Raw genomic sequence first — 17,345 nt, 5'->3', positions numbered from 1 at the left:
CGGCGTCTACACAGACAAAATCCGCCTGCGCGGATTGAAGGCAACGGAGGACACGGCATTGCCGTTTCCCTACCCCAAAATAATCAATTTTCGTCGCTCGGATGTAAGCATCACGCGATCGATTGTAGGGACACGGCACTGCCGTATCCTGATTTCGGGTAACGGGTAAAATCAACCGGATTGGATGATGAAATTGCCCGATTGGGCGATCGGATATAACGATCGAGAACACGGCAATGGAGGACACGGCAACAGCGCAACTGGTGTCAACTTAAGGTAAAACCGATAGTCCGACAGGGAATGAATTCCCTGTCTCAAAGCTAAAGTCCTCGCTATGAGGACTGAAGAACTCATTAGTCCTCATAGCGAGGACTTTAGCTATTAGACAGGGGTTTCAACCCCTGGCTGGCGGACTGACGGATGAGCGAGAAGACTAACGGACTAAAAGCTTAAGTTGACACTAATGGGCAATGCCGTTTCCCTACCCAATCTCAAATCAATCCGAAATTAACAGCACTAATACTGCTAGCAGAAACACCATTGAGAGAAGCTAAAATCTCCCCAGTCTGTGCAAACCGGATTAAAGTTGCACCGCTATCTTGAACAATCGCCAATTGCGAGAAACTCAACCCGTTACCCAATACTAACAAGTCTTGACCGACTTCAAAATCATTAATCGTATCAGTACCGGAATTGGTAGAGAGTAGGAACTTATCTACTCCCATTCCTCCTACCAAAGTATCAATTCCCAAACCGCCATTGAGTAAATCATCTCCCTTACCTCCGTAAAGAATATCATTACCATCATCGCCGTTCAAAATGTCAGCACCACGGTTGCCAAATAAGGCATCATCACCGCTACTTCCCAGGATTGTATCGCTACCTTTGCCACCGAAAATAGTGTCATTCCCCAGAACTCCGTCGAGGGAATCATTGCCCCTCATGCCCATTAACACATTATTTGCGCTGTCGCCAGTCAGGATATCGTCGCCATTAGTACCGAGAATTGCATCCGGGGAATTGCTGCCCAAATCTGCATCGCCGCTGACAACAGGAGTGGCAATCCCAACAGGCAATACTACAGCTTCAATTCTGCTATCTAAAGCAGTACCAGTATTGTCAGCAACTAGCTGGGAAATAGGTTTATTTCCCGTACCAACTTCTTTGAATTCTTGAGTGGTTGGGCCCAAGGCTACTTGTTGGAGGCGGGCAAGTGATTCAGGAATTGATGTTCCTGTTGGGTTGGAGACAGCCGCATCAATGCGCTGATTGGCTGTTGCCATTACTGTCGCGGATTGCGATGTAATTTGGCTGACTGTTTGACTGTTGAAACTGGGGTCTATTTGCTGGATTTTCGCGGCTGTTTGCTGAATGATTGGTTCTAAGGCTGCGGCATTGCTGAGGTTTAAGACTGTACCGGATTGAATTTGAGCCGTAATTGAACTGACAACAGCTTTGACAATATCGGTATTGACTGCACTGGAAGCACCGTTAATCAAACCGCTGGTTTGGGTAATGAAGTTTTGGACTTTCACCATTTCGGATAAGACTTGGACGCCGCCCGGTTGATTGTTATTGGTCGCTAAGATTGGATCTAAGCTAGTTAGGTCAACATCGGCGGGGAGAGAAAGGGCGGCTTTGACTAAAGATTGCGCTTCTTCTTGTTCAATTCCTTTGTCGGTTAAGTCGGCGACTAAGCTGGTTAGGAGGGTGACTACACTAGAATCTGGGGGTGCGGTGACAGGTGTTTCTAGGGGTAAGCCGGTGGCGGTGTCAATGCCTCCTATGGCTACTAAATTGCCTTCTGATGGGTCGATTTCTCCGTTTTTGTTGGTGTCGAATGTCTCGAAGGGGATGTTGAGATTGAATTTACCGCCTGTATCGGTTGTGGTGGATGGTTCGTTGGTGTCGAGGATGCCGTTTTTGTTGGCATCGAGGAAGAGAGTTGCACCGGAGATATAACCGTCAATGACAGTACCTCCAAAGCGGCTGTCATTCATAATCAGTTGGATCGTATCGCTGGCAGTTGCACCGGCTCTGTCTGTTGCTGTTAACTTAATATTGAAATCTTGAGGTTGAGAATTTGTGCCATTGAAAGTGCGAGTATCTGGATCGAAAATGAGCCAATCAGGTAAAGGATCGCCATTTTCAAGAGTTGCTGTGTAGGTAAGCGTGTCACCTAGATCGGGATCTGTGAAAGTGTTGGACGGAAATTGGTAGTTGAATGTCGATGGGCTGTTGCTTACAGTTTTGGACTCGTAATGCCAAGGGGTTGTATCGGGGCCGTAGTTGAGGACAGGCGGGGTGTTGGGGTCGTTGTCCGCGATCATCACAGTAGCACTAGAGGACTCGCCTATCTGGCTGTTGTAGTTGCTGATAGGATCTAAGCTGATAAACACTTTTTCGTCGCCTTCTACTAGGTAGTCGTGGTTGACATCCACATCTATGTTGACGCTGCGCTTACCTGCTGGGATGGTGATCCTGTTGCTGCCAGACGGGTTGATAGTCAACGCCTGACGGGGTTGGGATGGCTGACGGGACTCGGAGTCGGAATACAATTGGTAATCTCCATACATACCGATACCTGGTGTGGCAGTACCGGGTATAGGAGTGTAGCTATTATCGGATAGATTATCGAACTTGTAGTAGACATCCAGCGGACCAGCTAGGCTGCCACCAGTACGGGTAATAGTGAATTTTCCAGGATTGGGTTCTTCGGGTGGAAAGATGGTTTCCGCAGCATTAGCATCCGTAGCGCTGATGGTAAGCGTTGGCTTGATATCGGGGGCTGTAAATGTAAAACTTTGTCCTTCAACAAACGGGGAACCAGCCCAAGCACTGTCGATCGCCTGTACACTCCAGTTATAAGTTTGTCCAGGGATTAAGTAATCTGGTTTTAACAGCCAACCAGGCGAGTAGTAGTTACTGCTGCTGTTGGCTTGGTTGGCATTTCCCAACTGCACTACTTGCCGAGTCCCATCATCCAGGGACATCGGGCCAACAATGTACTCTTTAATAGGGTCGCCACCGGCGGGATTGAAACGAGTAGTCCAAACTCGCAGGTTGTAGCTTAAACCCTGATTTGGAGTTTGAGCGTCGATCTGATTCCCCCATCCTGGGGGCAAACTTAAGATAACTCCTTCGGGAGTAATCTGAGGGAAATTGAAACCTTGAGTTTGAGGTGCAGAGGGTGGCGTGTTCGCATCAGGGGTGTTGTTGCGGTAGACTTTGACAAAGCTGCCACCGCCAACAGATGAATCATCTCTTGTCGTGAGTGCAATATCCAGTTTGTCATCTTTGTTGTAGTCTCCCCAAGAACCATTCGCGCTGGCAACATTATTAGGTAGCCCTGTATCGTCGATGGGTTGAAAATAGCCAGACTCATTTTGTCCGTAAACTTTGGGGAAATTGTAAACAGACGAATAATTTCGTTCTGTCAGCAGGATATCCAGCTTGCCATTGTTGTCGTAGTCTCCCCAAGTACCGGAACCAGCACCAAGCCCCCATGTAATTCCACGTTCCTCAAACGTAGTATCTCCTCCATAGTTTGTGTTTTGGAGCAGCAGCCTGGTAGAGCTATTAGGAATCGGCGACTGATACTGATTTAGACGCTGCTGTGTACCTGTAAGCAAGATATCGAGTTTGCCATCGTTGTTGGAGTCTCCCCATGCACCGTAATTAATAGGTTCGTTGGGGTTTTGATTTTGCAGCAATGGCTTGCTCTCTTCAGTAAAGCCATTGCCAGTGTTGCGATACAACTTTGCGACGTATGCTGAACCGGTATCGCCTGTCAGCAAGATATCTTGTTTGCCATCATTGTTGTAGTCTCCCCAAGCCGCATTGCCAATAACACCGGGCAAGTTTACCCCAGTCTCCTCCTCAAAGCTAGTGCCGTAGTTAAAGGGAATGCCACCGCCAAAGTCAATGCGTTCGTTACGGAACACTTTGGCGATGTAGCCTGAACTCGTATCGCCTGTGAGTACGAGATCCTGTCTGCCATCATTGTTGTAGTCTCCCCAAGCTGCGGAACCGTTGAACAGACCAGGCAGGTTTGCCGTGCTTCGCAAAAAGAAATTGGGGTTGATCTGCTGGGTTTGGTAAGAAGGGCGCAGATTGTTCTCAATCTTTTGGTTCACGTACAGTGTGGTGATGGGGATGTAACTCGGCGTAGCATAGGGGTTGGTCTGTGTTGGATCAGTTCTTACACCTGTGAGCAAGATATCGAGATCACCATCATTGTCGCTGTCACCCCAGGTAGCAGAAGGCTTGGAAATATGCTCCTTCCCATTTTCCTGAAGTACACCTCCGTAAACGGGAGGCAGCCCTATATCAATTGGTTTAAAGCCTTGATCACCTTCGTTGCTGTACACTCTGGGGATGTATTGCGATCGGGGAAAAGATTGATAATAGTTGTTTTGTAAACTACCTCCTTCCATCACCAACAGATCCAAATCGCCGTCATTGTCGTAGTCTCCCCAGGCATTAGGGCCGACAAAACCAGGTATCGTCAGATCCGCGAGTTCGTTGGTGAATACTGGGTGGTCATCCGCTTCCCCCCCATGCCGAGCCTTAGAGTCCGTTATTCCCAAGGGAGTTTCGTTAGAGCTCGGTATTCTGATCGGGAATATGTTTGTGCCGCCTGTTCCTGTAGTGACTGGCGGTTGCGGATTGACGACTACTGGCGGATTGACGACTACTGGCGGATTAACAACTACTGGCGGATCGACGACTACTGGCGGATCGACAACTACTGGCGGATCGACGACTACTACCGGATCGACGACTACTACCGGATCGACGACTACTGGCGGATCGACGACTACTGGCGGATCGACGACTACTACCGGATCGACGACTACTACCGGATCGACTACTACCGGATCGACGACTACTACCGGATCGACTACTACCGGATCGACGACTACTACCGGATCGACTACTACTGGCGGATCAACGACTAATGGCGGATCGACGACTACTGGCGGATCGACGACTACTGGTGGTGCAGTGTCGTTATCCGTAATCGCCACTGTCACCCCTGGAACCACGACCACATTATACTTAGCATCACCCCCACTCACACTGTGAGTGATAGTACCGCTGTGCGCGCCTTCGACAATCGTATCGTCAACAGCTTTCACCGTAACGGATTGAACGACATTCCAGTTATCGGTAGTGAAAGTGATAGGCGCGATCGCCTCTATCTCATTACCTGTTGTGAGAGTGATAGTTACAGGGGCGATCGGCTGCGATGTTAATTTGATGCCATAACTGCCATCCGCGCCACCTTCTGTAGCCGTTGTTTGCGTGGGAGAAATGCTGACACCTGCTGTCTCGTTGTCGGTAATCGCTACATTGACATCCTGAATTGTTGTGCCGCTATACTTAGTGTCTGTACTGGTAACAGTGTGAGCGATCGTGCCGCTGTGCGTGCCTTCGGCTTTGCTATCGTCGGTAGCGGTGACTGTGACTGTTTTGGCAACATTCCAATTCGTGCTGTCAAAGGTAACAGGCGCGATCGCATTTATTTCACTTGGGGCATTAAAGTTAATGGTAACAGGCGCGATCGGCTGGCTGTTGAGTTTGACTGTATAACTGCCATTCGCCCCGCCTTCTGTAGCAGTTGTGCTCGTAGGTGTAATGCTGACACCTGCTGTCTCGTTGTCGGTAATCGCTACATTGACATCCTGAATTGCCGTGCCGCTATACTTAGTGTCGGTACTGGTAACAGTGTGAGCGATCGTGCTGCTGTGCGTACCTTCGGCTTTGCTATCGTCGGTAGCGGTGACAGTGACTGTTTTGGCAACATTCCAGTTAGTGCTGTCAAAGATAACAGGGGCGATCGCATTTATTTCACTTGGGGCATTAAAGTTAATGGTAACAGGCGCGATCGGCTCCGACGTTAATTTGAGCTGATAACTGCCCGCGGCCCCGCCTTCTGTAGCAGTTGTTTGCGTGGGAGAAATGCTGACACCTGCTGTCTCGTTGTCGGTAATAGCTACATTTACATCCTGAACCGTCTGACCGCTATACTTAGTGTCGGTACTGGTAACAGTGTGAGCGATCGTGCCGCTGTGCGTGCCTTCGGCTTTGCTGTCGTCGGTAGCGGTGACAGTGACAGTTTTGGCAACATTCCAGTTAGTGCTGTCAAAGATCACAGGGGCGATCGCATTTATTTCACTTGGGGCATTAAAGTTAATGGTAACAGGGGCGATCGGCTCCGACGTTAATTTGAGCGCATAACTGCCATTCGCACCGCCTTCTGTCGCAGTTGTTGCCGTGGGAGTAATAGAAACACCAGCGGTATCATCGTCCTTATTGCTGAGGCTAACATCCGTTACATCTTTGTTGCTGTAATTCGGATCTGTACTAACAGTAGCCGCCGTGACAATGGTGTAATTAATATCGCCGTCACCAATGCTATCGTTAAGCCCTGTTACTGTCACCGGCTGCGCTGTATCCCAGTTAGCAGAAGTGAATGTTAAACTATTAGTTGAAACAGTTCCTTCGGCAACATTGTCACTGGTCAAACCGATAGTCACATCAGCAGTCGGCTGAGTATTTAGAACCACAGTAAAGTTGGCCTTGGTGCCATCTTCACCAGTAATTAATCCCGCCGTCGGATTCACCGTAATTCCCGGAGTTTCGTTATCACTGTTGGTGACGGTGACATCATCAGGATCGAGGTTACTGTAATTAACATCGGTACTCACAGCAGCAGCCGTGACAATCTTGTAAGGTATAGGGCCATCAGCTACTAAATCGTCAACACCACTGATCGTTATTGGTTGCGGTTGATCGTAGTTAGCGGTAGTGAAAGTTAAGCTATTAGTTGAAACTGTTCCTTCTGCAAGATTGTCACTCCTCAAACCGATGGTTACGTCAGCAGTTGGTGCAGCGTTTAATTTGACTGTAAATTCTGCCTTACCGCCAACTTCTGTGGTTGATATTGCCTTTGGAGTGACAGTGATGCCGGCAGCGTCATCATTTTTGATAGTAGCCGTAGCGGTAGCCGTCGCAATAGTCGGTGCGCCACCGGGTGAAACTGAATTTGATAAAGTAATGGCAACAGTTTCATCCGGTTCTATATTGCCATCTCCCAACACATCCAAAGTAATAGTTTTGGATGTTTCACCCTCTGCAAAAGTGATTTTGCCAGTGGCAGCCGTTGCGCCCGAAGTGCCGGCGATATTGTTGTAATCAGTGGCGTTGGTCGCAGTGCCGGTAATGGCATAATCTACGGTACTCCAAAGTTCCGTGCTACCGCTGCGAGTAATAGTAAATGTGGCAGGATTTTTGCCGGTATTGCCTTCGGTAATGGTGGGATTGTCGGCGACAATTGAGTAAGAACTATTCCTATCCAATATAGCCACTTTCGCTTGACTCGTACCGCCGACAACACCGCCTGTAATCGCACCCAAATTGAGAACTAACTGTTCGTTACTGTCAACGATATTGTCAGCTTTAATAGTTACTGCAATATTTTGGGTGAGAGTAGTAGTGCCGGCAGAGAAAGTAAGGGATGTAGTTGAAATAGTGTAGTCTGCATCTTGAGTAGCTGTGCTACTGGGGTCGATGACAATGGGTACATTTAAATCAGTTAAGGGAGTGCCACCGCTGATAGTAACCGGGACATAAATTATTGTGTCGGTCGTGCCTTCAGTGACGTTGTAAGTGTTACCTATTTGGGGAGGAACGAAGGATACTGTAGTGGGTGTATTCAGCAGCACCGAAACGTTGTCTGAACCGTTATTCGCTACTGCAAAATCCGGGAGAGTATCAGCATTAAAGTTGCCTGCAATAATGGAAGTTGGATCTGTGCCCGCAGCAAAGTTAATGGGTGCACTAAAACCGCCATTGCCGTTGCCTACTAAAATTGCAGCGCCGCTGGTTCCTGTTACTGCTAAGTCAAGTCTGCCATCTCCGCTAAAGTCTTTCACCACAATGCCGTTAAGCCCTGCCCCTGCGTTAACAGTAGTAGCCGGGCCAAAGCCGCCAGTGCCATTTCCCAATAGAATTGACACACTGTTAGAACCGCCGTTAGCTGTGGCTAAGTCGAGGAAATTATCTCCGTTAAAGTCCCCAGTTGCGATCGCATTTGGATTTTGCCCAGCCCCAAAATTAGTAGCTGCACCAAATCCGCCCGTGCCATTTCCTAACATAATTGAGACATTATTAGAGAGGCTGTTGGCAACGGCTAAGTCAGGTAAACTGTCAGCATTAAAGTTCCCTACAACAACGGAACCAGGAATCGCACCAACATTGAAATTAGTGGCAGCGCCAAAGCTGCCAGCACCGTTTCCCAACAAAATTGAGACACTACCCGTACCTTGAGGGTTAGCATTTACCACTGCTAAATCGAGGAAAGTGTCGCTGTTAAAGTTCCCGACAGCTATTGAAGAGGGAGTGTTACCCACACTAAAGGTGCTGGGTGGACTAATGAGTCCGCCCGTGCCATTTCCTAACAGAATTGACACACTGCTATTACTGCTATTTGCTACTGCCAAATCGGGGAAATTGTCAGCGTTAAAAAGTCCTGATGTGACGAAAACAGGATCCAAACCTACAGCCAATTGGGTAACTGTTCCAAAATTGCCATTTCCATCTCCCAACAAAATTGAAATGTTTTCGCTTGATAGGTTGGTCACTACCAAGTCTGGAAAGGTATCAGCGTTGAAAAACAATACATTAATACCTTTGGGATTTGTCCCCGCGCCAAAATTAGTCGCATCACCAAAACTATTCAAAACATACTCGTAACCCGCTAACACTTCGGCTTCAAATACCAGCGGCGTTTCTCTTGAACCGGTTCTGACTTCCAGTTCCCAGTCGCCGCCTTTTGCTACACTTCCGGTGAGGTTTTTGGAAGCGGCAACATTGGTATTTGTCAGTTGGGCAATGCGTTGGATGAAGGCTACACCGTCTATATCTCTGGCGTGTCGATCATCTATGGCGTATTCATTATCTATGGCGTATTCATCCGATCCGCCAGGGAATGAATTCCCTGTCTCATAGCGAAAGTCCTCTGAAGAGGACTGTTTATTGAGTTTGTTTTCAGTCGGTTTCAACCGACTTGAGCTTTGAGCCGGGGAATTCATTCCCTGGCGGACTTTCGGGTAAGCAGTCGGTTTCAACCGACTTTCGCTTTGAGACAGGGAATTCATTCCCTGGCGGACTTTCGGGTAAGCGCGAGGTGATGATGCGACATTACAACCGTAAATGAGAATGTCCGCATCAACACTTAAAGCACTCCGCCACTGCTGCAATTTCTCGGAATAAGTTTCCACATTATCTGCACTCAAGCAGCCATTACCCAATTGCAAGCTGCCCGGAGCACCGTGAGAAACTATGTGAATGCTGTCAATATTGGTACGAAGAGCTAAAATATCAGTAATTTGGTCGATCGCATCCCGGTTCCCATCCAAAACGACTACTTCCGTACCCGGTTTTACCCCAGCAATCAAACTTTGATAATTTTCTACTTTAGTATCGATAAAGGCGATCGCACTTGGTGAAACTTGATTATTTAAATTTGACATAATGCACCTACTAATAGCTAAAAAAAGACAATAGTTTCCCTGTTTCGCGACTTGCATCGGAAACTATTTCTGAAGGTTGTAGTAACCATAACTGTTTTTTTAGAGAATATCTATAAAGTTTTCTTCATAAACACCTTTTTATTTAAAGTTTTGATAAAGATGGGGAATTTTATTAAGTAATATTACGGGTTAGCCAGCGCGATGTGGATGAGATAACACAAAAACATTTCAATAGCAAGTATCATTATACTGAAATATTTTAGTCCCCGTGCAGAGTATGGGAAGGAGAATATAGGAGTAGAGGTTCAGAGGTTTAGTACCAGAGTTCGATCGATTGGTGGAAGACGCTGTGCGATCGCCTCTGGGCCGATTTCTTTTAATACAATTGTGGAAGCATCTCGATTAGAAGCGGGAACAGTTTCTCGTATACTTTTGCAGTTGGAATTGTTGGGATTAGTTTCTATGAGACAGGGGTTTTTAACCCCTGTCTTACTCTCGCGCTCACGAGTTTCTCGGAAGGCAGAAATCTGGGTAATAAACCCGAAATCGCTCTTAAATCAATCCGAAATTAACGGCACTGATACTGGTAGCCGAAACTCCGGCCAGAGAAGCTAAAATCTCCCCGGTTTGTGCCAACCGGATTAAAGTTGCACCGCTATCTTGAGCAATTGCCAATTGCGAGAAACTCAACCCATTACCCAATACTAACAAGTCTTGACCGACTTCAAAATCAGTAATCGTATCAGTACCGGAATTGGTAGAGAGTAGGAATTTATCTAATCCCATTCCTCCAGTCAAAGTATCCATTCCCAAACCGCCATTGAGCAAATCATCGCCCTTACCTCCGTAAAGAATATCATTACCATCATCGCCATTCAAAATGTCAGCACCACGGTTGCCAAATAAGACATCATCACCGCTACTTCCCAGGATTGTATCGCTACCTTTGCCACCGAAAACCGAGTCATTTCCAATGCCGCCGTCGAGGGAATCATTGCCCCTCATCCCCATCAACACATTATTTCCGCTGTCGCCAGTCAGGATATCGTCGCCATTAGTACCGAGAATTGCATCCGGGGAATTGCTGCCCAAATCAGCATCGCCGCTGACAACAGGAGTCGCAATCCCAACAGGCAATACTACAGCTTCGATTCTGCTATCTAAAGCAGTACCAGTATTGTCAGCAACTAACTGGGAAATAGGTTTATTTCCTGTACCAACTTCTTTGAAGTCTTGAGTGGTTGGGCCCAAGGCTACTTGTTGGAGGCGGGCAAGTGATTCAGGAATTGATGTTCCTGTTGGGTTGGAGACAGCCGCATCAATGCGCTGATTGGCTGTTGCCATTACTGTCGCGGATTGCGATGTAATTTGGCTGACTGTTTGACTGTTGAAACTGGGGTCTATTTGCTGGATTTTCGCGGCAGCTTGCTGAATGATTGGTTCTAAGGCTGCGGCATTGCTGAGGTTTAAGACTGTACCGGATTGAATTTGAGCCGTAATTGAACTGACAACAGCCTTGACAATATCGGTATTGACTACACTGGATGCACCGTCCATCAAAGCGCTGGTTTGGGTGATGAAGTTTTGGACTTTCACCATTGCGGCTAAGACTTGGACTCCGCCCGGTTGATTGTTATTGGTAGCTAAGATAGGGTCTAAGCTAGTTAGGTCAACTTCAGCGGGGAGAGAAAGGGCGGCTTTGACTAAAGATTGGGCTTCTTCTGGTTCAATTCCTTTGTCGATTAAGTCGGCGATTAAGCTGGTTAGGAGGGTGACTACACTCGCATCTGGTGGTGCGGTGACTGGTGTTTCTAGGGGTAAGCCGGTGGCGGTGTCAATGCCTCCTGTGACAACTAAATTTCCTTCTGATGGGTCGATTTCTCCGTTTTTGTTGGTGTCGAATGTCTCGAAGGGGATATCGAGATTAAACTCACCGCTGCTGTTAGTTGTGGTGGATGGTTCGTTGGCATCGAGGATGCCGTTTTTGTTGGCATCTAAGAACACAGTAGCACCGGAGATATAACCGTCAATTGCGACGCCAGAAAGGCTGTCGGCGCGGTACAGGTGGAAGAAGTCACTGACACTGGCACCCGCATTGTCCGTTGCTGTCACCTTAATTGGCACATAGAAGAATGAGGGAACATTGCCAGCATTCAAATTCACGCTAAAGGTCAGAGTATTCGGGTCGAAGGTCAGCCAATCGGGTGCAATGAAAGTGCCGGTATTGGGGTCGAAGGTCAGCCAATCGAGACGGTTGGGGCCGAAGGGTCCGTTGGGATCCGGCTCTGGAATTATTGAGTAGGAGTAAGTGAGGCTGTCACCGGGATCGGGATCAGTAAAGGTGTTGGGAGCAAGAGTCACACTGAAGTCGCGGCGGGGATTGGGACCACGTTGATTCAAGAGGGGATTAGTCACCACCGGCGGGTTGTTGTTGAGTGTAGATTCAGCATCGATAATTTTCAGACTGGCAGTGTTTTGGGTGCCAATAATGGAATTATCCCGATTGGTGATCCGAAACGCAATTTCTTCTGTTCCCTCAACTTGAGCATCCGGAAAAACGTCAATTGTGAAAGTTTTGGTCTTTTCGCCTGGGTTAAATGTGATTTCAGGAAAGAAATTGGGGGTATTCCAATCTGTTCCGAAAGTCGCTGAACCAGTAGGAGGTTCTAGGTACACCCTGGAAAAGCTGTCTATATTCCCCCCTGTGCGAGTGAGGGTAATTTGTTTCTGAACGATTCCTGTGCGACTTTCATTGACTTGGTAAGTAGCTGGGGAGAAATTAATTGTAGGAGGCCCCTCAGCATCGAAAATTTGCAAGGTAGCAGTGTTTTGGGTGCCGATATTGACATTAACCCCCCCATTGGCGATCCGAAACGCAATTTCTTCTGTTCCCTCAAACTGACCATCCGGTAAGATGTCAATTGTCAAAGTTTTGCTATTTTCGCCTGGGTTAAAGGTGATTTGAGGAGAGAAATTGGGCGGAACGTTCCAATCTATTCCCAAAGTAGCTGAACCAGTAGGACGTTCTAGCCACACCGTGGAAAAGTTGCTTTGATCCCCAGTGCGAGTGAGGGTAATTTGTTTCTGAACGGTTACTGTGCGACTTTCATTGACTTGGTAAGTAGCTGGGGAAAAATTTACCGTGGGAATACTAAGAATCTGATCGTTGCGAGGACCACCAGCAATCAGATCGTTAGATGGCGGTATGGTGTTACCCCTGTTAACAACAGTCGCATCCGGTGCATTGAGGCCGTTGTAGTTACTATCGGCACTCACAGCAGGGGCAGTCACAATCTGATAAGTCTTATCGCCGTCAAATACTCGATCGTTGACACCCGTTACCGTAACCGGCTGCCACTGATTCCAATTAGCAGAATTGAAAGTAATTGATTCCGTCGAAATTACTCCCTCTGCCTCATTGCTGCTACGCAAACCAATCGTTACATCCGCAGTCGGTTGGCGGTTGAGTTTGATGGTGAATTGGTCTGTGCCACCTGCTTCTGTAGTTACTAATCCCGATGCCGGACTAATAACAATGCCAGGACTTCCAAGTATCGGCGTGGGCGTCGGTGTTGGAGTACCAGTTGTCGGCGTCGGCGTCGGAGTGCCAGTTGTCGGCGTCGGCGTCGGAGTACCAGTTGTCGGCGTTGGCGTCGGAGTGCCAGTTGTCGGCGTCGGAGTTGGAGTGCCAGTTGTCGGCGTCGGAGTTGGAGTGCCAGTTGTCGGCGTCGGAGTCGGAGTGCCAGTTGTCGGCGTCGGAGTCGGAGTGCCAGTTGTCGGCGTCGGCGTCGGAGTACCAGTTGTCGGCGTCGGAGTCGGAGTGCCAGTTGTCGGCGTCGGCGTCGGAGTACCAGTTGTCGGCGTTGGCGTCGGAGTACCAGTTGTCGGCGTTGGAGTCGGAGTGACTGGCGTCGGCGTCGGAGTCGGCGTGACTGGCGTCGGCGTCGGAGTCGGCGTGACTGGCGTTGGCGTCGGTGTTGGCGTGACTGGCGTTGGTGTTGGCGTGACTGGCGTCGGCGTCGGCGTGACTGGCGTCGGCGTCGGCGTCGGCGTGACTGGCGTCGGCGTCGGCGTGACTGGCGTCGGCGTCGGCGTCGGAGTGACTGGCGTCGGTGTTGGCGTGACTGGCGTCGGCGTCGGCGTGACTGGCGTCGGCGTTGGCGTGACTGGCGTCGGCGTTGGTGTTGGCGTGACTGGCGTCGGTGTCGGCGTGACTGGTGTCGGTGTCGGCGTCGGAGTGACTGGTGTCGGCGTCGGCGTGACTGGTGTCGGCGTTGGCGTCGGTGTCGGTGGCGCTACATCATCATTAGCAATAGTTGTGGTAGCGGTAGCAGTGGTAAGTGTCGGTGTAGAATCTAATACCGAGGGATTTGACAGCGTAACCTCAAGGGTTTCATTGGCTTCGATCGCCGCATCGCCTAAAACATCCAGAGTAATGGTTTTCGAGGTCTCGCCCGCTGCAAAATTAATCGTACCAGTCGCAGCAGTTGCACCGGATGTGCCGCCGATGTTGTTGTAATCGCTGACGTTTGTAGCAGTACCTGCGATCGCATAATCTACTGTGCTCGCCAAGTCAGTGCAACCGCTGCGGGTAACAGTAAAAGTGGCAGCAGTTTTGCCTTCATTGCCTTCTGTAACGGTTGCAGTACCAGCGCTAATCGCGTAGTCGATCGGATTGAGCAGAATTGTCACCTTGCTAGCACCCGATCCGATGCGATCGCCTGGCCCTGAAATCACCCTGTTAAATCCGGCGTAAATCTCGGAATTGACTGGCCCAGTAGCATCAGGTTGACCGTTGAGGGCGTAAAGATATGGGGAATTCAGGCTATTTTTTAGCCCGCTTTTGTTATCCCACGCAAGTTGTTCGTTGCTCACTTCTAACTCGACGCGGGAACCATTACTCACAAAGTTAGGCACATTTCCTGGGGTAAGTTCTCCGCCAGGGGGTGTATTGTAGTCATTCCCAAAAACTGCCATACCCCCGTTAACAATCTGCATCTCGGCATCGCGGCTGTTAGTGCTGGCATCCCCTCCATAGCCATCGTTTGACGCTGAGTCGCCGAGATTTACCGTCCATCCTGACGGAGTTTTGTCGTATTCAACGATGAATTTTGCTTTTTTGATCTTGCCGTCAAAATTGATTTTGGCTACCGCTTCTAACCAACTGTCTGCGTTTGAGTCGGTCGGGGTATTTACTAGAGAAATAAACGGGTTTGGCCCACCGGTAATTGCGCCTGTTTTGAGGTCTATTTGGTACGGACTCAGGCTTGAAGGTTGACCGTTAGCCGCAATAGTTAGTGTGGTTTGTTTGGTTGTACCGGCAACGCCACCGATGATTGTGCCAAAGTTGAAGATTGCGGTTTCGGCATTTTCAACTATGTTGTCGGGTTTGATAGTAAATGCAACATTCTGGGTGAGTGCGTCACCTGTTGCACCTGCGGGGAATGTAATCGAGGTAGGCGAAAAGGTGTAGTCTGAATTTTCGGTGGCACTGCTGCTGGGGTCGATGACAATAGGCACTGTTACAGCAGCGTCAGGAGTGGCGCTGATAGTAACGGAAATATTGACTACTGTATCTGCGGTTCCTTCACTGCCACTGTAAGTTGCAGCCCCGAAATTTACCGCCGGGGTTGTATTAAGCAGAATCGAAACGTCGTTAGTCCAATAGTTCGACGTGGCTAGGTCAAGATTCCCATCCGCATTCAAGTCTGCCGCAGTGACAGTCCAGGGATTTGACCCCAAGCTATAGTTGGCGACAGGGCTAAAAGTACCAGTGCCTGTCCCCAACAGAACCGAGAGGTTATTAGCCACAGGGGTCGAGCTGCTAACACCGTTCGCTGTAGCTAAGTCAATTTTGCCGTCGGCGTTAAAGTCACCTACAGTAACGGAACGAGGCCCTGTCCCCACAGCAAAGTTAGTGTTAGTCCCAAAGCCACCTGTGCCATTCCCTAACAGTACCGATACATTATTAGAGCCTTCGTTGGCTGTAGCTATGTCAGGGTTGGCATCCCCATTAAAATCTTGCACAGCAACAGAATAGGGGTTTGTTCCCACACTAAAATTAGTGGCAGTGCCAAAGCTACCCGTGCCTGTCCCCAATAGAATCGAGACATTGTTTGAGGTAAAGTTCGCCGTAGCTAGGTCAAGTTTGCCGTCTTTGTTAAAGTCGCCTACAGATACAGACTGGGGTTTTGTCCCGACGATAAAGTTCGTGGGATCACTAAAGCTGCCTGTACCTGTCCCTAATAGAATAGAGACATTGTTTGAGTCAATGTTGGCTGTGGCTAGGTCAATCTTGCCATCTCCATTGAAGTCGCCGGACGTAACTGACCAAGGACTCGACCCGACGTTAAAGTTGGTAGCTGTACCAAAACTGCCTGTCCCTGTTCCTAACAAAATTGAGACGTTATTACTCCCCCAGTTGGCAACGGCTAGGTCAAGCTTGGTGTCTCCATTAAAGTCTGCCACCGTCACAGCAAAGGCATATTGTCCCACAGGAAAATTAGTGGGAGCACTAAAGGTGCCTGTACCTGTCCCTAATAAGATAGAAACGTTAGCGACACGATTCGGCACGGCTAAGTCAGGCTTGGTGTCGCCGTTGAAGTCTCCTACGCCGACGAATTGCGGCTGCCCCCCCGCGCCAAAATTAGTTGCAGCACCAAAACTATTCAAAACATACTCGTAACCTGCTAATACTTCGGCTTCAAATGCCAGCGGCGTTTCTATTTCCCCGGTTCTGACTTCCAGTTCCCAGTCGCCGCCTTTGGCTACACTTCCCGTGAGGTTTTGGGAAGCTGCAACGTTTGTATTTGTGAGTTGGGCAATCCGTTGGATGAAGGCTACACCGTCTATATCTCTCGCCTGTTCATCATCTATGGCGTATTCATCCGATCCGCCGTTCGTTTCAACCCCCGTCTCATAGCGAAAGTCCTCGCTTAGGGACTGTTTATTGAGGTTGTTACCAGTCGGTTTCAACCGACTTGAGCTTTGAGACAGGGAATTCATTCCCTGGCGGACTTTCGGGTAAGTGCGAGGTGATGATGCGACATTACAACCGTAAATGAGAATGTCCGCATCAACACTTAAAGCACTCCGCCACTGCTGCAATTTCTCGGAATAAGTTTCCACATTATCTGCACTCAAGCAGCCATTACCCAATTGCAAGCTGCCCGGAGCACCGTGAGAAACTATGTGAATGCTGTCAATATTGGTACGAAGAGCTAAAATATCAGTAATTTGGTCGATCGCATCCCGGTTCCCATCCAAAACGACTACTTCCGTACCCGGTTTTACCCCTGCAATCAAACTTTGATAATTTTCAACTTTAGTATCGATAAAGACGATCGCACTTGGTGAAACTTGATTATTTAAATTTGGCATAATGCACCTACTAATAGCTAAAAAAAGACAAGGATTTCCCTGTTTCGCGACTTGCATCCGAAACACTTTCTGAAGGTTGTAGTAACCATAACTGTTTTTTTAGAGAATATCTATAAAGTTTTCTTTATAAACACCTTTTTATTTAAAGTTTTGATAAAGATGGGGAATTTTATTAAGTAATATTACGGATAAGCCAGCGCGAGGTGGATGAGATAACACAAAAACATTTCAATAGCAAGTGTCATTATACTGAAATATTAAGAACGGGATTTTTGATACATATCTGCCATGCGGTTGGGCCGTTCGTTTCAAGCCCTAGCGGACTTTCGCAAGGGTGGGGGCGGGTTTACGGGATAATTGGTATTAGGCAATTATTTCCCGTAAAACCCGCCCCTAAAACTTATTCGTTACCATCTTTACGGGCGA

3 protein-coding genes are annotated in these 17,345 nt (G+C 48.5%); 1 reads left to right on the top strand and 2 read right to left on the bottom strand.

The genetic code is table 11. From position 1 onward, the window contains the following. Positions 1 to 491: 491 nt before the first annotated feature. Positions 492 to 9,539, bottom strand: coding sequence for a DUF4347 domain-containing protein (locus QT990_RS08565; RefSeq protein ID WP_333465136.1), 9,048 nt, complete (start codon positions 9,537 to 9,539; stop codon positions 492 to 494). A gap of 225 nt (positions 9,540 to 9,764) precedes the next feature. Between QT990_RS08565 and QT990_RS08560 the strand changes: the two genes are divergently transcribed. After that, on the top strand, positions 9,765 to 10,154 hold the full coding sequence (locus tag QT990_RS08560; protein WP_333465145.1) for a DprA-like winged helix domain-containing protein: 390 nt from the start codon (positions 9,765 to 9,767) through the stop codon (positions 10,152 to 10,154). On the opposite strand, the gene QT990_RS08555 is transcribed toward QT990_RS08560, so the two are convergent. Continuing rightward, on the bottom strand, positions 10,092 to 16,919 hold the full coding sequence (locus QT990_RS08555; protein ID WP_333465135.1) for a DUF4347 domain-containing protein: 6,828 nt from the start codon (positions 16,917 to 16,919) through the stop codon (positions 10,092 to 10,094). The two genes, QT990_RS08560 and QT990_RS08555, sit on opposite strands and share 63 nt — an antisense overlap. Positions 16,920 to 17,345 lie beyond the last annotated feature (426 nt).

The organism is Microcoleus sp. T3_B1 (assembly GCF_036700445.1).
GTDB lineage: Bacteria > Cyanobacteriota > Cyanobacteriia > Cyanobacteriales > Microcoleaceae > Microcoleus.
This window is presented reverse-complemented; position numbering and strand designations above follow the sequence as displayed.